Here is a 22,476-nt window from a genome sequence, read left to right on the forward strand (position 1 = left end):
GGCGGCCACCGGGTCGTGGGTGACCATGACGGTCGTGCGGCCGTCCCGGTCGACGGTGCCGCGCAGCAGCGCCAGCACCTGACGGCCGCTCCGCGAGTCGAGGGCGCCGGTGGGCTCGTCGGCGAACAGCACGTCGGGGCGGGTGATCAGGGCACGGGCGAGGGCGACACGCTGCTGCTGGCCGCCGGAGAGCCGGTCGGGCCGGTGCCGGACGCGGTCGCCGAGCCCGACCCGGGCCAGGACCTCGCGCACCCGCGCCCTGGGGACGCGCCGGCCGGCCAGCCGCAGCGGCAGGGCGACGTTCTGCTCGGCGGTGAGCGAGGGCAGCAGGTTGTACGCCTGGAAGACGAAGCCGATCCGCTCGCGGCGCAGCAGGGTCAGCCGCCGCTCGCTCAGCGTCGTCAGCTCCGTACCGCCGAGCGTCACCGATCCGGAGGTCGGGCGGTCCAGGCCGGCGGCGCACTGGAGCAGGGTCGACTTGCCGGAGCCGGAGGGGCCCATGACGGCGGTGAAGGTGCCCTCGGGGAACGTCAGGGAGACGTCGTCGAGGGCGGTGACGGTGTGGCCGCCGGTGCGGTGTGTCCTGGTGACGGAGCGCAGCCGGAGGGCGGCGGGCCGGGTCGTGGGCATGGGGTTCCCCCGTGGTGTCGGTGACGTGGTGCCAGGGATGCGGTGCGGTGATCCCGTGAGGGCTCCACCCCATCGCGCGGGGGCCGCCGGGCGCAGTGCGGCAGGGGCGAGAAAGGGGGTGGGGCCAGCCATACCCCCGGCAGGCCCCCTGGACGGATGGAGGCGGGCGGCGGGGGCTCCTACCGTGGCGGGCATGCCTCCTTCCCTCGACCGCCGCACCGTCTGGCAGGCCATGGCCCGCCCGCGCTTCCTGCTGTCGGCGTGGCCCTGGCGGGCTGCCGGATACCTGCTGAGCGGGGCCGTGTTCGGGGCCGCCGTACTGGTGGCGCTGCTGGGCCTGGCCGTGGCCGGCGGGGTGCTGGCCGTCGTACTGGTCGGGCTGCCGCTGCTCTTGGGGCTGGCGCTCGCCGGGATCCCGGTGGCGTGGGCGGAGCGCGGGCGGCTGCGGCTCGTCGACGCCGAACCGGTGCCGCACGGGCACCGGGAGCCGGAGACGGCCGGGCTGTGGGCGTGGCTGACGACCCGGCTGCGGGAGCGGGCGACCTGGCAGGAGCTGGGCCACGCGCTGCTCTACGCGGGCCTGTTGTGGCCGCTGGACGCCCTGCTGCTGACCGTGGGCCTGCTGGTGCCGCTGGCGGTCACCGCGACACCGCTGCTGATGGCCACCGCCGGGGACGGGCGGGAGGCCAAGGTGGTCAAGCTGTGGACGGTGACCGGATGGCCGGCGGCGGGCGCCGTCGCCGTCCTCGGGCTGCTGCTGCTCGCCGTGGGCGGCTATGTGCTGGGCGTCGCGGCGGGGGCACGGGCCGGGCTGACGCGGCTGCTGCTCACCTCGCGGGACGGGGAACTGGACGCCCGGGTGGTCGAACTGGCCCGGTCCCGGGTGCGATTGGTGGACGCCTTCGAGGCGGAGCGCCGCCGGATCGAACGCGATCTGCACGACGGGGCCCAGCAGCGGCTGGTCGCCCTGACGATGACCCTGGGCCTGGCCCGTCTCGACGCCCCGCCCGGGCCGCTCGCCGACCAGCTGGCCCGGGCGCACGAGGAGGCCGGGCGGGCCCTGGCCGAACTGCGGGAGCTCATCCACGGCATCCACCCCCAGGTGCTCGCCGACTACGGGCTCGGCGCGGCGGTCGCCGACGCCGCCGACCGGTCCGCGGTGCCGGTCGACGTCCATCTGGAGCTGCCGGGGCGGCTCCCGCGGGCGGTGGAGGCGGCCGGGTACTTCGTGGTGTGCGAGGCGCTGGCCAACGTGGACCGGCACAGCGGGGCGAGGCGGGCCGAGGTGCGGGGCGGGCACGCCGGGGGAAGGCTGTGGCTGGAGGTCTGGGACGACGGGCACGGCGGCGCGCAGGCGGCACGGGGCGGCGCCGGGGACGGGGGCGGCAGCGGCCTGACGGGGCTCGCGGACCGCGTCTCGGTGCTCGATGGCAGACTCGGGCTGTCCAGTCCGCCCGGTGGACCGACCCTGTTGCGTGTGGAGATCCCTTGCGAGCTGAGCGAGACGGCCGGCGCCTGCGCGTAGTGCTGGCCGAGGACAGCGTTCTGCTGCGGGAGGGCCTGGTCGGGCTGCTCGGCCGGTTCGGGCACGAGGTGGCCGCGGCCGTCGGGGACGCCGAGTCGCTGGTCGCCGCCGTCGCCGAGCACGCGCCCGACATCGTCGTGACGGACGTCCGGATGCCGCCCGGCCACCAGGACGAGGGCCTGCACGCCGCCGTACGGCTGCGCGCGGAACGGCCCGCGCTGCCCGTGCTGGTGCTCAGCCAGTACGTCCAGCGCGCCTACGCCGCCGAGCTGCTGGACTCCGGGGACGGCACCGGCGTGGGGTACCTGCTGAAGGACCGGGTCGGGCAGGTCGAGGAGTTCGTGGCCGCGCTGGGGGAGGTGGCGGCCGGCGGCACGGTCGTCGACCCCGAGGTGGTACGGCAGTTGCTGCGCCGGCGCCGCGACCCGCTGGAACGGCTCAGTCCGCGCGAACGGGAGGTGCTGGCGCTGGTCGCGCAGGGCAGGTCCAACGGTGCCATCGCCCGGGAACTGGTGGTCTCCGAGGCCGCCGTCGGCAAGCACATCGGCAGCATCCTGACCAAGCTGGACCTGCCGCCGGCGCAGGAGACGCACCGCCGGGTGCTGGCGGTGCTCGCCTTCCTGCGGGCCTGAGCCCGCCGCCGGCCCGGCCCGCCGAAGCGGCCGGCCCTGCCCCCGAAGCGGTGACCCGGGCACCGTGCGGCGGCGATTTCACGGTGGTGCGGCCACCGTCACGGAACGGTACGTCTCGCGCGAGGGGGTCCGCGGCGGTGCCGCCGCGGCCCGTCACGGGGCCTCGCGGGCCGCTCCCGGGCCGCTCCACGGGGCCGCGATGGTCCGCCGCGCACCCGGGGCCCGAGATGTGTGACGAGTGCACCTGGCTGGCTCTCGGCCTTCCGCCGCACCGTTGAAGGGCGGAGGAAAACCCTGGGGGGAAGGGAGAGACCAGTGACCCTGATGAGGGTGGAACCGCCCGAGAGTCCCGGGCGGCGGTACGTGCCCGACTCGATCGTCAGCGACGTGTGCGCGGAGCTGTTCGCCTCGCTGCCGCGCAGCGACCAGCGCCAGAAGGGCGAACTGTACGTGCGGGGGCTGCTGCGGGCCGAAGGACGCAAGTCCGTACGGAACATCGCGGCCTACGTCGGCGGGAGGGCGGCCGAGCAGAGCCTGCACCACTTCGTCGCCTCGTCCACCTGGGACTGGGCACCCGTACGGGCCGCGCTCGCCCGCTACCTGGAACGCACCCTGCGGCCCCGGGCCTGGGTGGTGCGGCCGATGGTCATCTCCAAGGCGGGCACCGAGTCCGTGGGCGTCGCCCCGCGCTTCGTGTCCGGGATCGGACAGGTCGTCAACAGCCAGGAAGCCTTCGGGGTCTGGGCGGTCGACGACGAGAGCGGCTGCCCCGTGAACTGGCGGCTCGCGCTGCCCGGCAAGTGGCGCGACAACATCCGCTCCGTCTCCCCGCACATACCGGAATCGGAGCTGGCGGCGTCCCCGCTGGACTGTGCCGTCCGGGCCGCCCGCCAGGTGCAGGGGTGGACCGGGCCGCCGCGCCGGCCGGTGGTGCTCGACCTCCAGGACGCCGACCCGGCGGCCGTGGCCCGGCGCCTGAACCTGGCGGGCCTGCCCTTCGTCTGCGCGGTGCGCGGCACCGTCCGCGTCGGCTGCGCGGACCCCGCGCTGCCCGGCGCCGAGGGCCGGGCCATGGCCGCGCACCAGCTGCTGCTGATGGCCCGCACCCTGCGCCGCCCGGTCACCTGGACCGACCCCGTCACCCAGGTGCCCGGCACCAGCCTGGTGGCCGGACTGCGGGTCACGCTGGGCGAGGGCACGGAGCCGCTGCTGCTGCTCGGCGAGTGGACCGACCCGCGCGGCTGGCCGCAGCGGTACTGGATCAGCAGGCTCGGCGACATGCCGCTCGGCGCCCAGCTGCGGCTGGCCCGTCTGGTGGGCAACGTGGACGCGGACTTCGCCCGGATCTCCGTGCCGGTGGGGCTGACCGACTTCAGCGGGCGCTCGTACGAGGGCTGGCACCGGCACACCACGCTGGCCTCCGTCGCCCACGCCGTCCGTCTGCTCACCGGCACCGACGGCCGCCGCGGCGACCAGCCGGCGGATCTGCCCGCGTGAGCGGGGTGCGGGGCCGGACCGCGGGGCCGCGCCCAGGGACGTCGGCCGCTTCGGGGTGAGGGCGTGTGCGGTGGGGGCCGCCGGGGTGCTCCGGGTGCCGGCCGGTGCTCCCGGTGAGCGTGGCGGCGCACGGTGCTGCACGCGGCGGCCCGGCCGGTGCGGCCGACGGTCCCGCCGGGCCGGTGCGGGCCGGTGTGGGCCGGTGTCAGCCGACCACCTGTCTCGGCTGGCCGCGGTGGCGCTGGTTGAGCGTGGCACGGGTGCGCTGGAGCTGGAGGGCCAGCTGGACCTGGAGGGCGCGGGACGGTTTCTGCCAGCCCTCGCCGAGGAGTTCGGTGATCCGTTCCAGGCGTCGGGAGACGGTGTTGGGGTGGACGTGCAGGACCTCCGCGGCCCGTGACGGGCTGTTGGCGGAGGCGAAGTACGCCTCCAGGGTCGGGACCAGCTCGGTGAACTGCTGGTCGTCGTAGTCGAGGACCGGGCCGATGGTGTCGCTGATGAAGGTGGCGACGTCCGGCTGGTCGGAGAGGAGGAGACCGAGGAAACCGAGGTCCTGCGGGGAGGCGGTGCCGCCGGGACCCATGAGGCGGGTCACCGCGTCCAGGCAGCGGCGTGCCTCCTCGTGGATGGCGGCTATCTGCCCGGGGCCGCGGGCCGGTCCGGCCGAGCCGACGGTCACGGGGCAGCGCAGTGCCTCGCCGAGTTCCTTGGAGACCGCCTGCGCGGCCGGGCCCGGTTCGGTGCCGGGCAGCAGCAGCACCATGCGGTCGCCGTCGACGTGCTTCAGGCCGCGGTGGCGGTGGGCGTAGGAGGAGGCCCAGGCGGCGGTCCGGCCGCGCAGGCCCTTCTCGACGCGGGCGACGACCATGACGTGCGGCGCCTCCAGGTCGAGGTCGAGGCGGCGGGCCTGTTCCGCGATCTGCTCCGGCGGAGGTGGGGTACCGCGCAGCAGGCTGTGGAAGAACTCGTCGCGCAGCTGGCCCTGGGTGGCGGCGACCCCGTCCTGGATCATCAGGGTGACCGCGGTGAGCTGGGCGGTCAGGCCCAGCAGCTGGAGCTGGTGGTCGTCGGCGGGGCCGTCGGCGGTGAACAGCAGCGGGCCGAGCAGGTCATCGCCCACCCGGACGGCGGCGACCCAGGTGCGCGGGGTGGCGTCGCCGCAGGCGACGGGCCGGCTCTCGGCGTGCGCCTCCAGTAAGGCGACCCGCAGGTCCTCCTCGGAGGGTTCGGCGAGGGTGCCCACCGGTCCGGCGAGGATCCGCCCGGAGGGGTCCCGGACCAGCAGGGCGCCGCCCAGGGCGCGGGCCGCCTCGGTGATCAGGGCGCCGAGACCGCCGCCGCGCAGCACCATGTCGAGCAGCCGGCAGTGGATCTCGCCGAGCCGGCGGGCGGCGGTGGAGGAGTCCCGGGCGCGGGAGGTGTTGCGGGCGAGGGCGACCACCTCGTGCCGGGTCTGTTCCAGCAGCCGGGCCTTCTCGATGGCGACGGCGGCGAGGTCGGCGAGGGAGCTCATCAACGAGACCTCGTCGGGGGTGAAGTGCCGCACCCGGCGGTCGGCGACGTAGAGCACGCCGAGGCCGGTGCCCTCGTGCTGGAGCGGGACCGCCATCACGGCGTGCAGGCCTTCGGCGCGCACGACCTCGTCGATGACCTCGGAGTGGGTGAAGCGGTCGTCGCCCAGGTAGTCCGCCGACCAGAAGGGCGCGGACCCCTCGGCGGCGCGCCGGCCGACGCCGCCGTCGAGCGGCACGCTGAAGCCGATGGTGAGCGCGGACGCGTGGCCGTCGGCCGCGCGCACCCGGGAGCACCGTGCCTCCACGTCGTCGAACGACACCCAGGACATGGCGAGTCCGAGCAGCAGCCGGGCGCGCCGGGTGATGACCTTCAGCAGCGCGTCCAGGTCGTACGGCAGGGTCAGGTCCCGTGCGGTGTCGACCAGCGCGGCGAGTCCGGCCTCCCGCTGCTGCCGTCGCGCGAAGAGCGCGTGGATGCCCAGGCTGAGGTCCACCGCCCTGGTCAGGCGGGCCATTTCCGCCTTCGACGTGCCGTTCGCGCGGGCTCGGTGGAGCAGCTCTTGCAGCGCGGAAGCGGGTGCCTCCTTTTGGAGCAGTTCCAGTAGTTCGAATGCCTCGTCGGCCACGACGGTTCCCCCCGGCACCTGTGCGGTCGCATCTGTCCAGCGACGTGAGTCGAAGCGGAGCTTTGACCGCCAGAAAGTATTTCCTTGGGCCAAGAGGAGGTCAACAAGCAATTGCAACAAGCATTTGAAGTCTGGACCGTCCCGGCTGTCGGCCGCTCGGTGTGACCGGGCCACCACACACGGCGTTCAGGTTGTCACTGGGGCACCTTCTGGTGGACGCCTCCGAGCGGTGAGGCTGATCACGTTCCCTCCCCGGGATCGACACCTGCCACTCACATGTCACGAGGAGACGTCCCATGCCGTCTGTGCTCAAGAGTTACGAACGGTCTCTCGAGCGGAGCCGTATCTCGCTGACCCGCGAGGACCGTCCCCGGGTGTTCACGCTGTGCGGGGAGGAGTGGGACCTGCTGGACGAGGTGTTCGCTCCGGTGTTCTCGCCGTCCACCGGGGTGGCGCTGGAACTGCTGGGCCTGAACCAGAGACCGCCGGTGCCATGCAGCGGTTCGTTCCTGGAGGTCGGCTGCGGCACCGGGGTCATCGCGGTGATGGGCGCGCTGGCCGGGTACGACCGGGTGGTCGCCTCCGACATCAACCCGCGGGCGGTGGAGAACGCGGCGCTCAACGCGGAGCGGCACGGCGTCACCGACCGGCTCCGGGCCGTGCACAGCGACCTGTTCTCCGGACTGGAGGAGGGCGAGCGGTTCGACACCGTCTTCTGGAGCTCCAACTACGTGATGGGCCCGGAGACCTACGAGTACCAGTCCGTCCACGAGTGCGCCTACGTCGACCCGGGCTACCGCGCCCACCGGCGGTACCTGGAGCAGGCGCCGGACCGGGTCACACCGGGCGGGCGGGCGCTGCTGCACTTCAGCGACCGCGGTGACCTGCCCGCGCTGTACCGGATGGCCGACGCGACCGGACGGCGGCTGCGGGTGCTGGAGAGCTGCCGGGTGCGCGAGGGCGAGTACGGCGACGACGTCGTCGAGCACATGCTGATCGAGATCACGCGCGCCGCCGGCTGAACCACGGCGGCGCCACCGGCCACGCAGCACCACGCGTCATCACGCCGATCATGACGCCTGCGCCGGAACACGTGCGGTGGCAGGCGAGTAGGGGGACTCACGTGCGCACGCTTCTCGTCGACAACTACGACTCGTTCACGTACAACCTCTTCCACCACCTCACCGAGGTGAACGGACGCGAGCCGGAGGTGATCCGGAACGACGATCCGCGGTGGCGGGACGCTCATCTGGCCGCGTTCGACAACGTGGTCGTCTCGCCCGGCCCGGGCCACCCGGGGCGCGCCGCCGACTTCGGCGTCTGCGCGGACATCATCCGGCGGACCACGCTGCCGGTGCTCGGCATCTGCCTGGGCCACCAGGGGATCGGCCTGCTGCACGGCGCCGCCGTCGGGCGGGCTCCGGAGCCCCGGCACGGCCGCACCTCACCGGTGCTGCACGACGGCACCGGGGTGTTCGCCGGACTGCCCAGCCCGTTCGAGGTGGTGCGCTACCACTCCCTGGCGGTGACGGACCTCCCGCCGGAGCTCGCGGCCACCGCCTGGACGCCGGACGGCGTGCTGATGGGGCTGCGGCACCGGGAGCGGCCGCTGTGGGGGGTGCAGTTCCATCCGGAGTCGGTCCTCAGCGAGCACGGGATCGAACTGCTCGCCAACTTCGCGGAGCTGACGCGCGGGCACCGGCGGCGGGCCGGGGTGACGCCGGCGGCCGTCGGGGCGCCGGTGCGGGCGGGTGCGGGTGCGGGTGCGCGAGCGGGAGCGGCGACGGCCGGTGTGACCGCCACCGCCGGTGCGGCGACGGCAGACGGTGCGGTGGCAGATGCGGCCGGCGCCGGGTCCCGCCGGCTGCGGGTGCTGAGCCGGGAGCTGGCGACGCGGTGGGACGACGAGGTGGTCTACGCGCGGATCTTCCAGGGCGGGGAGTACGCCTTCTGGCTGGACAGCAGCCTGCGTGACGAGCGGCGGGGCCGTTTCTCCGTGATGGGCGACGCGTCGGGTCCGCTGGCCCGGGTGGCGACGGCGGACGTGTGGAGCCGGACGGTGAGCGTGCGGTCGGCGACGCGCGGGGAGCAGTCCGAGGACATTGTTGCTGGAACGTTTCTTCAGTGGCTGGACCGGGACCTCCGGGCCATCCGGGCCCAGCTCCCGCCGCTGCCCTGCGACTTCGCGCTCGGCTGGGTCGGCTACCTCGGCTACGAACTGAAGGCCGAGTGCGGCGGCGACCTCGCGCACCGCTCGGACGACCCCGACGCCACCATGGTCTTCGCCGACCGTGCCCTCGTCCTCGACCACGCCACCGGCACCACCCACCTGCTGGCCCTCGCCGAGGAGGACGACGAGGCGGCGGCCCGCGCCTGGCTGGACCGCACCGCCCGGCGGCTCGGCGCACTGGCCGGAGCGGTGCTCCCGGCGCCCGAACAGCCCGTCCCCACCGGTGAGATACGGCTGCGCCACGACCGCGACGCCTACCTGCGGCTGATCGCCGAGTGCCAGGAGCAGATCGCCGCCGGCGAGACGTACGAGGTCTGCCTGACGAACATGGCCGAGGCCGACGGCGGCATCGACCCCTGGCAGGCCTACCGGCTGCTGCGCCGCACCAGCCCGGCGCCCTTCGCCGCGCTGCTGGAGTTCGGCGGCACGTCCGTGCTGAGCACCTCGCCGGAGCGGTTCCTGCGGGTCGGCCCGGACGGACTCGCGGAGTCCTCCCCGATCAAGGGCACCCGGCCGCGCGGCGCCACCCCCGAGGAGGACGCGGCCCTGGTGGCCGAGCTGAGGGAGTGCGAGAAGGACCGGTCGGAGAACCTGATGATCGTCGACCTGGTCCGCAACGACCTCGGGCGCTGCGCGGTCCCCGGCTCGGTGCGGGCCGACGAGGTGTTCCAGGTGGAGTCGTACGCCACCGTCCACCAGCTGGTCAGTACCGTGCGGGCCCGGCTGCGGCCGGAGCTGTCCGCCGTGGACTGCGTCCGCGCGGCCTTCCCGCCCGGCTCGATGACCGGTGCGCCCAAGATCCGCACCATGCGGATCATCGACCGGCTGGAGGCCGGTCCGCGCGGGGTCTACTCCGGTGCCATCGGCTATCTGTCCCTGTCCGGCGCGGCCGACCTCAGCGTGGTGATCCGCACCGCCCGCGTCACTGCGGACCGCGTGACGTACGGCGTCGGCGGCGCCGTGGTGGCCCTGTCGGACCCGGAGGGCGAGTACGAGGAGACGGCGGTCAAGTCCGCTCCCCTGCTGACCCTGACGGGCGCTCGCTTTCCGGACCGGGAACGGCAGCGCATCCCGTCATGAGGTCCCAGCCGCGCTGGAGCCGCTCCAGCTCCCGCGTCGCCAGCGCGGCGGCGGCCTCCTCCGCGTCGACCCCGAGCCCGGCCAGGTCGGCCAGCGCGCGGGCGGCCGAGGTGTGCTGGTTCAGCAGGGTGTCCCCGGCGAGGCCGCCGAGCCGGGCGGCCTCCTCCATGGTGCGCGGGGCCAGGGCGTGGGCGGTGTTCCAGCCGACCAGCCGGCCCACGCCCGCCGCGCCGCCCGTGGTCCACAGCAGCCGGGGCGGCAGGGCGCCGTTGGCGCGCAGCACCCGCCACCAGCCGCCGGTCAGCCGCTGCTCGCGCAGCCGGAACAGGGTGCGGGCCACGGCGAGCCCGGCGGTGCCGCGGGCCGCGTGGTCCGGCCGCGCCCCCAGCTCGGTGAGCCGGGCGTCGGCCTCCGCGTCGAACAGGCCCACGGGGAACGACACCACCACCGGGACGTCGCTCAGCCGCACCCCGGCGGCCAGCGCCCGCTCCATGCCCTGGACGTAGGCGTCGAGCACCTGGCCGTACCGGACCGCGCCGGTCACCAGGGAGCCGTGCACGCCGATGCCCTCGGTGAGCAGGGCGACCAGGGCGGTGCGGCCAGCGGCGGTCATGGGGATGCGCACCATCACGTTCGGGCGGCGCACCGTGGCGTGCAGCATGCGGGCCGCGTCGACCAGGGCCCCGGCGTCGTCGGCCAGCCGCGGGTCCACGGGGACGGACACCTGGCCGGCGCCCGCGTCCGTGCCGTAGGCGGGCAGCAGGGCGTCGCACGCCGCCCGGATCAGCCCCGGCTCGGTGCCGGGCGGCACCAGGGCTCCCTCTAACGCGTGCTTGAGGGTGCGCTGCCCCACGGCGGTGTCGAGCTCGCCGGCGTCTCCAGGTGCCAGCCACGGCGACACACCCTCGGCCACCAGCTGCTTCAGCAGCAATCCAGCTTCTTGACTCAGCACAGCGACGACCCTAGAGCGGCCGGGCGCACGGGCACCACGGCAATCCGGGCACTTCGTCAAGTAGTGAGCCCGCGCGGGGAAGTTGACCGGAATACAAGGGTCGGCCCCGGGCGAATCCCGGTGGCCGAAAGGAAGAGCAGGTGGCCGGATCGTGCTGTGTGCGGGCGCACCATAGGCGGATCACCGCACGGCATTCCGCCGCCGCCCGGACGATTCGTCAGGTCGACCGGAATTCCCCGGACAGGACTTGATGAAGTCGGCGGCACCTGACGGACCCGGAATACTCCGATGGTTCCCGCATTCCCCTCCTTCGCAGACTGCACAGCGCATCCCAAGTCACGGCAGTTTCTGTTTGAGGAGGTGTTACGTGCAGGGTGTCGCACACTGGAAGACCCTGCCGGCGGGCCAGCAACCCGACTGGCCCGACCAGGCCACCCTGGCTCATGCCAGGTCCGTACTCGCCGATGCCCCCGCCCTCGTGCGCGCCGCGGACGTGGCGGAGCTGAAGGCTCTGCTGGCGGCGGCCGCGCGCGGCGAGGTCCAGGTGGTGCAGAGCGGGGACTGCGCCGAGGACCCCGCCGAGTGCACACCCGGCTACGTCGCCCGCAAGGCGGCGCTGCTGGACGTACTGGCCGGGGCCATGAAAGCCCGCTCGCTCAAGCCCGTCGTACGGGTGGGCCGGCTCGCGGGCCAGTTCGGCAAACCGCGCTCCCGGCCCACCGAGACCGTCGACGGCGTCGAACTCCCCGTCTACCGCGGCCACATGGTCAACAGCCCCGAACCCGATCCGCGGCTGCGCCGGCCCGACCCGGAACGGCTCATCGCCGGCTACCGGGCCGCCGCCCAGGCCATGCGGACCCTCGGCTGGCACGGCGAGCGCCGCCGCTCCCGTGCCGAGGCACCGGTGTGGACCAGCCACGAGGCGCTGCTCCTCGACTACGAGGAGCCGCTGCTGCGCCCCACGGGGGACGGCCTGCTGCTGTCCTCCACGCACTGGCCGTGGATCGGCGAACGCACCCGCGACCCGGACGGTGCGCACGTCGCGCTGCTCGCCGAGGTCGTCAACCCGGTGGCCGTCAAGGTCGGCCCCGGCATGACCCCCGAGGAACTCCTGGAACTGTGCGCCCGGCTCGACCCGGAGCGGGAACCGGGCCGGCTCACGCTGATCGCCCGCATGGGCCACGGCACGGTGGCCGAACGGCTGCCCCGCCTGGTGCTCGCCGTCCGCGCGGCCGGGCATCCGGTGCTGTGGATGTGCGATCCCATGCACGGCAACACCGTCTCCACCCCGGCCGGTCTGAAGACCCGCTACGTGGAGTCGATCGTGCAGGAGGTCGAGGAGTTCCAGACGGCCGTCACCGACTACGGCGGGACCGCGGCCGGACTCCACCTGGAGACCACCCCCGACCGGGTCCACGAATGTGTGGCCGACGCCTACCACGTCGACGAGCTGGGCGAGAAGTACGCCACGTTCTGCGACCCGCGACTCAACCCGGACCAGGCGTTCACCGTCGTGTCCGCCTGGCGCGGCTGACCCGAAGGAGGGCACGCATCATGCAAGGAAGGATCGCCCTGGTCACCGGGGCGGCCGGAGGCATCGGCGAGGCGGTCGTGCGGGCACTGGCCGCGCACGGGGCGCGGGTCGTCGCCGTCGACCGCAACGCCGAGCGGCTGCGCGAGATCACCAAGTCGGTCGGCGAGGACGGCGGTCTGGCCGAGGCGTTCGTCGCCGACGTCACCTCCAGCGCCGACGTGGAAGCGCTGGTCGAGGACGTCGAGGTGACCGTCGGGCCCATCGACTACCTGGTCAACGGCGCGGGCGTGCTGCGGATGGGCGAGGCCCGGAAGCTGACCGACGAGGAGTGGGCGATCACGTTCGCGGTGAACACCAGCGGCGTGTTCTTCACCTCGCGGGCCGTGGTCAACCGGATGGTCCCGCGCCGGCGCGGGGCGATCGTCACCATCGCCTCCAACGCCGCGGGCACCGCGCGCACCGAGATGTCCGCGTACGCCGCGTCCAAGGCCGCCGCGACCATGTTCACCAAGTGCCTCGGGCTGGAGGTGGCCAAGCACGGCATCCGCGCCAACCTGGTCGCCCCGGGCTCCACCGACACCCCGATGCTGTCGTCGATGTGGCAGGACGAGAGCAGCGCCCGCGCCTCGATCGAGGGGGTGCCCGACGCCTACCGGGTCGGCATCCCGCTGGGCAGGCTGGCCCGGCCGGAGGACGTCGCCGAGGCCGTCGTCTTCCTCCTCTCCGACAAGGCCGCCCACATCACCATGCACGACCTCACCGTGGACGGCGGCGCGGCCCTCGGCGTCTGAGCCACGGCACCCGGTGCGCGGGGCCCGGCGCGACCCCGGCCGGTCCGAAGACCCACGTGACGTCGCCCCTTTCCCCAACCCGATCCTGAGAGAGGACCGCATGGCAGGCATTCCTGCGATCCGTCCCTACCCGATGCCGACCCGGGAGGAGCTGCCCGAGTCGGACGTGGCGTGGACGGTCGATCCGGATCGTGCCGTACTGCTCGTGCACGATCTTCAGAAGTACTTCCTCGCCGCGTTCCCGGCCGGCCGGCAGCCCGTCGTGGACCTGGTGGGCAACGCGGCCCGGGTGCGCGCACGGTGCGCCGAACTCGGTGTGCCGGTCGCCTACACCGCCCAGCCCGGCGGCATGTCCCGGCAGGAGCGCGGGCTGCTGAAGGACTTCTGGGGGCCGGGGATGACCCCGAGCCCCGAGCACCGGGAGGTGGTGGACCCGGTCGCGCCGGCCGACGGCGACTGGAAGCTCACCAAGTGGCGCTACAGCGCCTTCTTCAAGACCGACCTGCTGGAGCGGATGCGGGCCACCGGCCGGGACCAGCTCATCCTGTGCGGGGTGTACGCGCACGTGGGCGTGCTGATGACCGCGGTGGACGCGTTCACCCACGACATCCAGCCGTTCCTCGTCGCCGACGCGGTCGCCGACTTCAGCGCCGAGGACCACCGGATGGCCCTGGAGTACGCCGCCACCCGCTGCGCCGCCCTGACCACCACCGAGGAACTGCTGAGCGCGCTGGCGGCGCCCCGCGTCGCCGTCGCCGCCGGAAGGGAGTCGACATGACGGCGGACCCGATGGACGTGCTGCGCGGGCCGGCGGACGGACGGCCGGCCGCCTTCGCGCTGATCCACCGGCCCCACACCCGCACCGACGGCCGCGTCGACCTGCTGCTCGGCGACTTCGCCGAGTACGGCCGGCTGGCCGACGTACCGCTGCCGGAACCCGCGGCCGAGCCCGCCGAGGACGTGCTGGTGCTGGTCCCGTACCGGCAGCTCGCCGAGCGCGGCTACGAGGCGCCCGACGACGGCACGCCGCTGCTGGCGATGACCGTCACCGAGCGGCACGCGCTGCCGCTCGAGGCCGTGCTCGACGGCATTCCCGACGACCCGGTGCGGCTGGCCGGGGACGGCGGCTTCGACCTCGGCGACGAGGCGTACGCGCGGATCGTGGAGCGGGTCGTCGCCGACGAGATCGGCACCGGCGAGGGCGCCAACTTCGTGATGAAACGGTCCTTCGTGGCCGAGGTGCGCGACTGGTCCGCGGACACCGCGCTGCGCTTCTTCCGCCGCCTGTTGGAACGCGAGACCGGCGCCTACTGGACCTTCGTCGTGCACACCGGGGACCGCACCCTCGTCGGCGCCTCCCCGGAGCGCCACGTCAGCGTGCACGGCGGCCGGGCCGTGATGAACCCGATCAGCGGCACCTACCGCTTCCCCCCGGCCGGCCCCGAACTCTCCGGCGTCCTCGACTTCCTCGCCGACCGCAAGGAGGCCGACGAGCTGTACATGGTCGTCGACGAGGAGCTGAAGATGATGGCCCGGGTGTGCGACTCGGGCGGCCGGGTCACCGGACCCCACCTGAAGGAGATGGCCCGGCTCGCGCACACCGAGTACTTCATCGAGGGCCGCACCACCCTCGACCCGCGCGCCGTGCTGCACGAGACCCTGTTCGCCCCGACGGTCACCGGCTCGCCCCTGGAGAGCGCGGCCCGCGTCATCAAGCGGTACGAGCCGCAGGGCCGCGGCTACTACAGCGGCGTCGCCGCCCTGATCGGCCGGGACGCCGACGGCGGGCGCACCCTGGACTCCGCGATCCTCATCCGCACCGCCGACATCGACGCGGCCGGCCGGATGCGCATCGGCGTCGGCGCCACCCTCGTACGCCACTCCGACCCGATGTCCGAGGTCGCCGAGACCCGCGCCAAGGCGGCCGGGCTCCTCGCGGTGCTCGGCGAGCCCGCCCGGCGCGGCCTGGCCGGACACCCGGCGGTCCGCGAGGCGCTCAGCCGGCGCAACGACACGATCTCCGGGTTCTGGCTGCGCGACGAGGCCGGCCGGACCCGGCCGGTGCCGCAGCTGGACGGCCGCAAGGTGCTGGTGGTCGACGCGGAGGACACCTTCACCGCGATGATCGCCCACCAGCTCCGGGCGATGGGCGCGCAGGTGACGGTCAGCCGGTTCGACACGCCGTACAGCTTCGCCCCGTACGACCTGGTGGTGCTCGGGCCCGGTCCCGGCGACCCGCGCGAGACGCGCCACCCGAAGATCGCCCACCTGCGCACGGCGGTGGACACCCTGCTCACGGAGGGGCGGCCGTTCCTCGCGGTGTGTCTGAGCCATCAGGTGCTCAGCACCCGGCTCGGCTTCGGGCTGCTGCGCAAGGAGCACCCGAACCAGGGCGTGCAGCGGGAGATCGACCTGTTCGGGCGGCGGGAACGCGTCGGCTTCTACAACACCTTCGCCGCGCACAGTCCCGCCGACGTGGTGGAGGTGCCCGGCGTCGGCATGGTCGAGGTGTGCCGGGAGACCGGCACCGGGGAGGTGCACGCGCTGCGCGGGCCCGGGTTCCGCTCGATGCAGTTCCACGCCGAGTCGGTGCTCACCGAGGACGGCGTCCGTATCGTCGGCGAGGCGTTGGCCGGCCTGGTCCAGGAGCAGCTCGTATGACGGCGGATCCCACGACGGGGATGAAGGCGACCGTGGCCTGGTGGGAGCTGGCCGGCACCGGGCACACCGTCGAGTCGATGCGGGACTATCTGCGCGGCGAGGCCGTCGGCCGGTTCTCCGGGATCGAGGGCCTGCGGCTGAAGATCTGGATCGCGGACCCGGCCGCCGAGCGGTGGGGCGCGGTCCTGCTGTGGGAGTCCGCGGAGGCCGCCGCGCGCCCGCTGCCGCCACGCGCGGCGGAACTGATCGGCCGCCCGCCGGTCCAGCACACCGTCTTCGACGTGGAGGCGGTCGTGGAAGGCCGGTACGCCGATGCCGCGCTGGCCGGGCGGGGCGCGTTGTGGGAGGCCGCGCACTCCTAGACGCGCGGCGGTGACGTACCGCCCCGTGCGGAGCACCGACGGCGGTGCTCCGCACGGGGCGGACGCATGTCCGCGGGCGCCTTTCACCGAGGGGTGTCGTCGGCGAGACCCGCGCGCAGCACCGCCGTGACCGCCTCCACGGTCCGTGCGAAGTCACTGTCCCAGGCCCGCAGTTCACGCTCGGCGACCGCCGGGTCCGTGCGGGCGCCGGTGAGCGTCAGGCTCACGGTGAGGGCGAACCGGCCCGGCGGGTCCTCGCGCAGCTCGTTGCGGATGGCGGCGATGTCCGGGGTGTTCAGATGCCGGAAGGTGATCAGGCCCTGCGCCTCGTCGGGCGTGACCCGCTGCAGGAACACCCGCTCTCCGCGCCGCACTTCCCGCAGAAAGCCGTCCGCGTACCGCTCGACGATCCGGGCCTCGCTGATCGCCGGGACGTACTCCTGCGGCCGTTCCGCCTTCCGCAGCAGCGCCCGCCACAGCCGCGCCCGCACCCGGGCGCGCTCCGCGTCGGCCGCCCGCGCGATGACACGGGTCCACGAGAGCGTGAGCATCGGCATCCTCAGGTCCGGCGAGGGTTCAGGGCCTCGCAGTCTGAGACGGCCGCGCCGCCCGGCGCAACGCGGCGGCCCGTCATTCGTCACCTGTCTCCGCCCGCCGCGCGGAGACCTGACGAACGGCCCCGGGAACCTGACGAAATGCCGCCCCGGCGCTGCCGGGCGCCCCCGCTTTCCCTCATGGTTTCGACGAGCGAACGGCAATCACTTCAAGACATCCGCACCACGTCGAGAAATCAGCGGAAATCAGCCGAGAATCAGGAGAGCCAGATGTCTGTTCGGTTCGACGGCCAGGTCGTCCTCGTCACCGGCGGAGGCGAGGGAATCGGCCGCGCGTCGGCCGTCGCCTACGCCCTGCACGGTGCGCGGGTCATGGTCGTCGGCCGCCACGGCGAGCAGCTCGACGAGACAGTCGGCCTGATCCGCGCCGCCGGCGGCACCGCCGAGGCGCTGGTGGCCGACCTGACGGAGGCGGACGGCGCCGCCCGTGCCGTGGCCGAGACGACCGCCCGGTACGGCGCCCTCGACGTGGCCTTCAACAACATCACCGAGCGTGGCTCCCAGCAGCCGGTCGCGGACATCTGCGAGACCGTCTGGGGCGAGACCCTGGCGGCCAACCTGACCGGCGTGTGGCGGGCCATGAAGCAGGAGATCGCGCACATGGAGCGGGCCGGGGGCGGCGTCATCGTCAACACCGCCAGCAACATCGGCGTCCAGGGGATGCTGCCGGGCCTCGGCGCCTACGCCGCCTCCACGGCGGCCGTCAGCGCGCTCACCCGCACCGCGGCCCGCGAGTACGCCGCGAAGGGCATCCGCATCAACGCGGTCAGCCCCTGCCCGCTGGGCCGGGGGGCGAGCGCGGAGGAGATCGCCGACACCGTCGTCTGGCTCTCGTCGGGCGCCGCCGCCTACATCGTCGGACACGACCTGGTCCTCGACCGCAAGACCTCCGCGTGACCGCCCCCGCGCACCCGGCCGGTCCCGGCGACCCGGCGCCGGGCGACTCGCCCCCCGGCGACCCGGCCCCCAGTGACCCGACTTCCAGCCATCCGACGACGAAAGCGATGTGAGACACGATGGCCGACATACTCATCGCCGGCGGCGGCATCGGAGGCCTCGCGGCGGCGCTCGGTCTCGCCCGGCGCGGGCACCGCGTCACCGTCCTGGAGCGCCGCGAGATGTTCACCGAGGTCGGCGCGGGCATCCAGCTCGGGCCGAACGCCTTCGCCGCGCTCGACGCGCTCGGCGTCGGGCGGGAGGTCCGCGACCGCGCCGTCTTCATCGACGAGCTGCGCTTCATGGACGGCACGACGGGCGAGCGGGTGGCGACCCTGCCGGTCACCGGCGCCTACCGCGAGCGCTTCGGCAACCCCTACGCCGTCGTGCACCGCGTCGACCTGTACCTGCCGCTGCTGGAGGCCTGCCGCCGCGACCCGAACGTCGAGCTGCGCGGCCGCCACCACGTCGTCGGCTACGAGCAGCGGGCGGGCCGCGTCTCGGCCGTCCTCGCCGACGGCACCCGGCTCACCGGGGACGCGCTGATCGGCGCCGACGGGCTGCACTCCGCGATCCGCGCCCAGCTGGTCGGCGACGGCGGCCCCCGCGTCTCCGGGCACACCATCTACCGGGCCGTGATCCCCATGGACGAGGTGCCGCCGGAGCTGCGCTGGAACGCGGTCACCCTGTGGGCCGGCCCCAAGTGGCACTTCGTGCACTACCCGATCGCCGGCGGCTCGCACCTCAACCTCGCCGCCACCCGTGACGACGGCGCCACCGAGGCCGTCGCCGGGGTGCCGGCCGGACACGACGACGTCCTCGCCTCCTTCCCCCAGCTCTCCGGTGCCGCGCGGCGGCTGCTGGAGCTGGGCCGGGACTGGAAGGCGTGGGTGCTGTGCGACCGCGACCCCGTGGACCGCTGGACGGACGGCCGGGTCACCCTGCTCGGCGACGCCGCCCACCCCATGCTCCAGTACGCCGCCCAGGGCGCCTGCCAGGCGGTCGAGGACGCGGTCGTGCTCAGCGGACTGCTCGACGGCTGCCCGGCCGACTTCGAGCAGCGCCTGGAGAAGTACGGGGCGCTGCGCCGTGAGCGCACCGCCCGCGTCCAGCTGGTCGCCCGCGAGATGGGCCGTCAGCTGTACCACGCCGCCGGCGACGCCGCCCGGGCCCGCAACGACATGCTGTCCGCCCTGTCGGCGCAGGACCTGCACGACAGGATGGCCTGGCTGCACGGCTCCGCCGACCTCCGGCCGGAGGACGCGGCATGAGCAGGTTGCGGTGGCTGACGGCGGGGGAGTCCCACGGTCCCGCACTCGTGGCGACGCTGGAGGGGCTTCCGGCGGGTGTGCCCGTGACCACGGAGCTGGTGGCGAACCACCTTGCGCGGCGCCGGCTCGGCTACGGCCGCGGTGCGCGGATGAAGTTCGAGCGCGACGAGGTCACTTTCCTGGGCGGTGTCCGTCACGGGCTCACGCTCGGCTCTCCGGTGGCGGTCATGGTGGGGAACACCGAGTGGCCGAAGTGGGAGAGGGTGATGGCCGCCGATCCGGTGGATCCGGGGGAGCTGGCCGTGCTGGCGCGCAACGCGCCGCTGACCCGCCCCCGCCCCGGTCACGCGGACCTGGCGGGCATGCAGAAGTACGGCTTCGACGAGGCCCGCCCGGTCCTGGAACGCGCCTCCGCGCGGGAGACAGCGGCCCGGGTGGCGCTGGGCGCCGTCGCCCGCTCGTACCTGAAGGAGACGGCCGGGATCGAGATCGTCTCCCACGTGGTGGAGCTGGCGTCGGCGAAGGCGCCCTACGGCGTCTATCCGACCCCCTCCGATGTGGAGCGGCTGGACGCGGACCCGGTGCGGTGCCTGGACGCGGACGCGTCGAAGGCGATGGTCGCCGAGATCGACCAGGCCCACAAGGACGGCGACACCCTCGGTGGCGTGGTCGAGGTGCTGGCGTACGGCGTGCCGGTGGGCCTGGGCTCGCACGTGCACTGGGACCGCCGGCTGGACGCGCGGCTGGCGGCGGCGCTGATGGGCATCCAGGCCATCAAGGGTGTGGAGGTCGGTGACGGGTTCGGCCTGGCGCGGGTACCGGGCTCGCAGGCGCACGACGAGATCGTCCTCACGGACGAGGGCATCCGCCGGACGTCGGGCCGCTCGGGCGGCACCGAGGGCGGGCTCACCACGGGCGAACTCCTGCGCGTGCGGGCGGCGATGAAACCGATCGCGACCGTGCCGCGGGCCCTGAGGACCGTGGACGTGGCAACGGGTGAGCCGGCCGCCGCGCACCACCAGCGCTCCGACGTGTGCGCGGTCCCGGCGGCCGGGATCGTCGCCGAGGCGATGGTCGCGCTGGTCCTCGCCGACGCGGTGGCAGAGAAGTTCGGCGGTGACCACGTCACCGAGACCCGCCGCAACGTCCGCTCCTACCTCGACACCCTGCACCTCCGATGACCGGGCCGCCCGCCGTCCCTCGCCGGCCCGGCGGGCGGGCTCCGGAATCGCCACGCACCCCCTTGTGCTGCTCCAGTGGAACCAGAACGTGGCCCTTGACGGACGCGGTACCAGAACGCGGTCGCCGACCGACATCGCGATCGGCGTTCGCGCTCGTCGGCGCGGGCAGCGGTCGGCCTCCCGTCGTGCGGGACCGCGGAGCGTGCATCGACTCAGCCGTACACGTGTCAGCGGATGAAGGCTGTCGGCACTGATATCCGTGCCACCACCGTCGGCCCCGTCCCACGCCCCACACACCCACCCGCGCGGCACAGGAAAAGCTTCGAGCCAAAGAAGGCCGCACGGCCGGGGCTCGTGTGTTCAAGGCGACCGACGGCTGCTTAAGTTGAGCGCTGGCTTCTGCCCGCTGGGCACAGGAGCGATTACGGGCGCGGGAGGTGGGGACTTGGCCAGTAACAGCAGCGGCGCCGACGGCAGGACGGGTCCGTCGATTCCGGTTCGGCGGCGGTAGGACATGGTCGACGCTCGCTACCGAATCGCCGAGCGAAATCAGGGCTCGACGCCCTGCCCGCCTTCGGGAACGCCATGTCCGACGAGTCCGACACGGGGAACGTCACCACCGTTCCGGCCGACAGGAACCATGAAGAGCCGGGGCGGCAACGACCAGTGAGAGCAAGGACGACGCCCGCTCATGCAAGCGCTCAGGCGCCTTTCGCCGTTTCCGTCCTTCGGGAACGGAGGTGACAGCAGGTGAGGAGAAGAGACGAGTACGCCGAGTTGCAGCGTAAATGCGCGGCGATCCTGAGTGATCTGGGCATACACCGGTCCCTGTCTCTCGACGCGATCCGTGAGCGGGTGGAACAGCTCAGGGGCCGTCCACTCATTGTGAGGGAATTGCCCGAGCAGGCAGCGGTCGCCGGGGCCTGCGGTCTCTGGCTGGGTACCGACGACGCCGACTACGTGTTCTATGAGGCCCAGACCGCGCCCCTCCACCGTGAGCACATCATCCTGCACGAGATCGGCCACGTGCTGTGTGACCACCACCGGGGCATCACGGTCCGGGGAGACGAACTCACGGGTCAGCTCCTCAGCGGACTGAGGCCCCATCTCGTCAAGCGGCTGATGGCGCGCACCAGTTACACGACCGCCGAGGAACAGGAAGCCGAGATGATCGCCAGCCTGATACAGAGCGCGGGGAAGACCGGCCCGGTGGCCGGCCGTCTCGGACGACTCGGCGCGTTCTTGGGAGTGACGGTCGATGTCGACACATGAGCTGGCGGCCCAGGTGGGCGTCGGCAGCGTCCTCATCCTGTGGTTCGCTCTCATCTGCCGGGCCCGGCCCGCGCTGCGTCAGTCCCACCAACGGGGACTGTGGCTCACGGTCCTGGCCGCGGCCGTCGCCATCACTCTCTTTCAGCCGAGGATCGTCGAATGGCTGACGAACGCCGGCATGGACATCCACACGATCGCTCTGACTCGCAACCTGATCGGCGTCCTCAGCGCCGGTCTGGTCCTTCTCTTCATGGTCGACTCGGCCGGTGCCCGTCGCCTGCGTCTCTCCGTGACGGTGGGGCTGACGGCGACCATGGGCGCGCTGCTGATCCTGGACCTGCTGCAGATCGGTCACCCGCGCGAGGTGACCGCGTCCGTTCAGGGGCCGGCCGACCTCGCATCCGCCTACTGGCTCATCCTCGTCGCTGCCCATCTGGTCGTCGTGGTCTGCTGGTCGTACAGCCTGCGCACAGAGGACCGCGATCTCGTCTGGTCACTGCGGCTGTTCGCGGTGGGAAGCGTCTTCGCGTTCGTCTTCTGGTGCGGCTATCTCTGGCACCTGTACGACGGAGTCCCCGCCCTGCTCCCCTACCTGTCACTGGTCATCGGCGTCCACGGCTTCATCCGGGCGGCATCACTGCTGGTCCCGACCGCGACCGCCCTCATGAGGTCGTGGACCGCTCTGCGGGTCACCTGGCGTCTGTGGCCACTGTGGCGCGATCTTGTCGTGGCGGTGCCGCACGTGGCGCTCGCCAGGCCACAGCGGACCAGGCTCCAGGAGGTGCTGCGACCGCGTTCCCCGCTGGCACTGCAGGCGCACAGGCAGACCATCGAGACGTACGACGCGCTCCTGGACCTGCAGCAGTACGTCCAGCCGGGCGCCTACGAGGAAGCGCGCCGGCACGCCCGGCGGGCAGGGGTGCGAGACGACCGCCTCGCCGCTGCCGCACTCGCTGGTGCGCTGGGCCAGGCCCGGCGCGCCAAACTGGTAGGCGCGCCGCAGTCCGTCCCCCGCCCCCTGCCCGGCGTGGTTCACGGCAGCCCGGCGACGTTGCTGGGGATCGCCCGGATGTGGCCGTCCATGACGGACGCGCTGCCCTGCCACGACCGGCCCGCTCCCGCCGAACGGCTGACCCCCCGCGAGTGACAGGCCTGTACGGCCGGGGAG

At 73.6% G+C, this 22,476-nt stretch carries 19 protein-coding genes; 15 read left to right on the forward strand and 4 right to left on the reverse strand.

Going from position 1 to position 22,476, the window contains the following annotated elements; all coding sequences use genetic code 11:
• A partial coding sequence (locus tag CCN42_RS11560; RefSeq protein WP_086735147.1) for an ABC transporter ATP-binding protein occupies positions 1-630 on the reverse strand: 630 nt, incomplete at its 3' end.
• 232 nt (positions 631-862) lie between these two features.
• On the opposite strand from CCN42_RS11560, the gene CCN42_RS11565 reads away from it, so the two are divergent.
• The 3 genes from CCN42_RS11565 to CCN42_RS11575 all read left to right on the forward strand — a co-directional run bounded on the left by CCN42_RS11565 (position 863) and on the right by CCN42_RS11575 (position 4,284).
• A complete protein-coding gene (locus CCN42_RS11565) occupies positions 863-2,155 on the forward strand; it encodes a sensor histidine kinase (RefSeq protein ID WP_086735182.1) in 1,293 nt (430 codons plus the stop codon).
• A complete protein-coding gene (locus CCN42_RS11570; protein WP_086167913.1) occupies positions 2,155-2,787 on the forward strand; it encodes a response regulator transcription factor in 633 nt (210 codons plus the stop codon). Before CCN42_RS11565 ends, CCN42_RS11570 begins: the two co-directional genes overlap by 1 nt.
• 324 nt (positions 2,788-3,111) lie before the next feature.
• Positions 3,112-4,284, forward strand: coding sequence for an IS701 family transposase (locus CCN42_RS11575; protein ID WP_245877245.1), 1,173 nt, complete (start codon positions 3,112-3,114; stop codon positions 4,282-4,284).
• Between the two features lie 205 nt (positions 4,285-4,489).
• On the opposite strand, the gene CCN42_RS11580 is transcribed toward CCN42_RS11575, so the two are convergent.
• Positions 4,490-6,424 (reverse strand): helix-turn-helix domain-containing protein, encoded by a 1,935-nt coding sequence (locus CCN42_RS11580; RefSeq protein WP_245877241.1) that lies wholly within the window; start codon positions 6,422-6,424, stop codon positions 4,490-4,492.
• Between the two features lie 296 nt (positions 6,425-6,720).
• Here CCN42_RS11580 and CCN42_RS11585 point away from each other — a divergent pair, with 296 nt between their 5' ends.
• Both CCN42_RS11585 and pabB read left to right on the forward strand, forming a co-directional pair.
• The gene (locus CCN42_RS11585; RefSeq protein WP_086735150.1) at positions 6,721-7,446 is read left to right on the forward strand and encodes a methyltransferase domain-containing protein; all 726 of its coding nucleotides are present in this window, start codon (positions 6,721-6,723) and stop codon (positions 7,444-7,446) included.
• Positions 7,447-7,547: 101 nt separating this feature from the next.
• Entirely contained in the window at positions 7,548-9,734 is a 2,187-nt protein-coding gene (pabB, locus tag CCN42_RS11590) for an aminodeoxychorismate synthase component I (RefSeq protein ID WP_086735152.1), read from the forward strand.
• Here pabB and CCN42_RS11595 read toward each other — a convergent pair.
• On the reverse strand, positions 9,661-10,665 hold the full coding sequence (locus CCN42_RS11595; protein ID WP_143661894.1) for a transaldolase family protein: 1,005 nt from the start codon (positions 10,663-10,665) through the stop codon (positions 9,661-9,663). The genes pabB and CCN42_RS11595 overlap by 74 nt on opposite strands.
• 388 nt (positions 10,666-11,053) lie before the next feature.
• On the opposite strand from CCN42_RS11595, the gene CCN42_RS11600 reads away from it, so the two are divergent.
• The 5 genes from CCN42_RS11600 (at position 11,054) to CCN42_RS11620 (ending at position 16,034) form a co-directional block, all read left to right on the forward strand.
• Positions 11,054-12,220 carry a 3-deoxy-7-phosphoheptulonate synthase gene (locus tag CCN42_RS11600; RefSeq protein ID WP_245877242.1) on the forward strand — a complete coding sequence of 389 codons (1,167 nt, stop codon included), beginning with the start codon at positions 11,054-11,056 and terminating at the stop codon, positions 12,218-12,220.
• Positions 12,221-12,240: 20 nt separating this feature from the next.
• Positions 12,241-13,011: a 2,3-dihydro-2,3-dihydroxybenzoate dehydrogenase gene (locus CCN42_RS11605; protein ID WP_086735157.1), complete on the forward strand. Its 771-nt coding sequence runs from the start codon at positions 12,241-12,243 to the stop codon at positions 13,009-13,011.
• Positions 13,012-13,111: 100 nt separating this feature from the next.
• Positions 13,112-13,789, forward strand: a complete 678-nt coding sequence (locus tag CCN42_RS11610; RefSeq protein WP_086167906.1) for an isochorismatase family protein — start codon at positions 13,112-13,114, stop codon at positions 13,787-13,789.
• Positions 13,786-15,672: an anthranilate synthase family protein gene (locus CCN42_RS11615; RefSeq protein ID WP_086735158.1), complete on the forward strand. Its 1,887-nt coding sequence runs from the start codon at positions 13,786-13,788 to the stop codon at positions 15,670-15,672. Before CCN42_RS11610 ends, CCN42_RS11615 begins: the two co-directional genes overlap by 4 nt.
• Positions 15,669-16,034, forward strand: coding sequence for a YdhR family protein (locus CCN42_RS11620; protein ID WP_245877243.1), 366 nt, complete (start codon positions 15,669-15,671; stop codon positions 16,032-16,034). Before CCN42_RS11615 ends, CCN42_RS11620 begins: the two co-directional genes overlap by 4 nt.
• 83 nt (positions 16,035-16,117) lie before the next feature.
• Here CCN42_RS11620 and CCN42_RS11625 read toward each other — a convergent pair whose 3' ends face one another.
• Positions 16,118-16,585, reverse strand: a complete 468-nt coding sequence (locus tag CCN42_RS11625) for an AtaL-like protein (RefSeq protein ID WP_158101664.1) — start codon at positions 16,583-16,585, stop codon at positions 16,118-16,120.
• Between the two features lie 273 nt (positions 16,586-16,858).
• On the opposite strand from CCN42_RS11625, the gene CCN42_RS11630 reads away from it, so the two are divergent.
• From CCN42_RS11630 to CCN42_RS11650, 5 genes are all read left to right on the forward strand, one after another.
• Entirely contained in the window at positions 16,859-17,545 is a 687-nt protein-coding gene (locus CCN42_RS11630; RefSeq protein ID WP_086735160.1) for an SDR family NAD(P)-dependent oxidoreductase, read from the forward strand.
• Positions 17,546-17,664: 119 nt separating this feature from the next.
• Positions 17,665-18,855 (forward strand): 3-hydroxybenzoate 6-monooxygenase, encoded by a 1,191-nt coding sequence (locus tag CCN42_RS11635; protein ID WP_086735162.1) that lies wholly within the window; start codon positions 17,665-17,667, stop codon positions 18,853-18,855.
• Complete coding sequence (aroC, locus tag CCN42_RS11640; RefSeq protein WP_086735163.1) at positions 18,852-20,036, forward strand: chorismate synthase; 1,185 nt, start codon at positions 18,852-18,854, stop codon at positions 20,034-20,036. The genes CCN42_RS11635 and aroC overlap by 4 nt, the downstream gene beginning before the upstream one ends.
• A gap of 750 nt (positions 20,037-20,786) precedes the next feature.
• Positions 20,787-21,308: a regulator component gene (locus tag CCN42_RS11645; RefSeq protein WP_086735165.1), complete on the forward strand. Its 522-nt coding sequence runs from the start codon at positions 20,787-20,789 to the stop codon at positions 21,306-21,308.
• Positions 21,295-22,455, forward strand: coding sequence for an MAB_1171c family putative transporter (locus CCN42_RS11650; RefSeq protein WP_086735167.1), 1,161 nt, complete (start codon positions 21,295-21,297; stop codon positions 22,453-22,455). Before CCN42_RS11645 ends, CCN42_RS11650 begins: the two co-directional genes overlap by 14 nt.
• Positions 22,456-22,476 lie beyond the last annotated feature (21 nt).

This window comes from Streptomyces glaucescens, assembly GCF_002154375.1.
Lineage (GTDB): Bacteria > Actinomycetota > Actinomycetes > Streptomycetales > Streptomycetaceae > Streptomyces > Streptomyces glaucescens.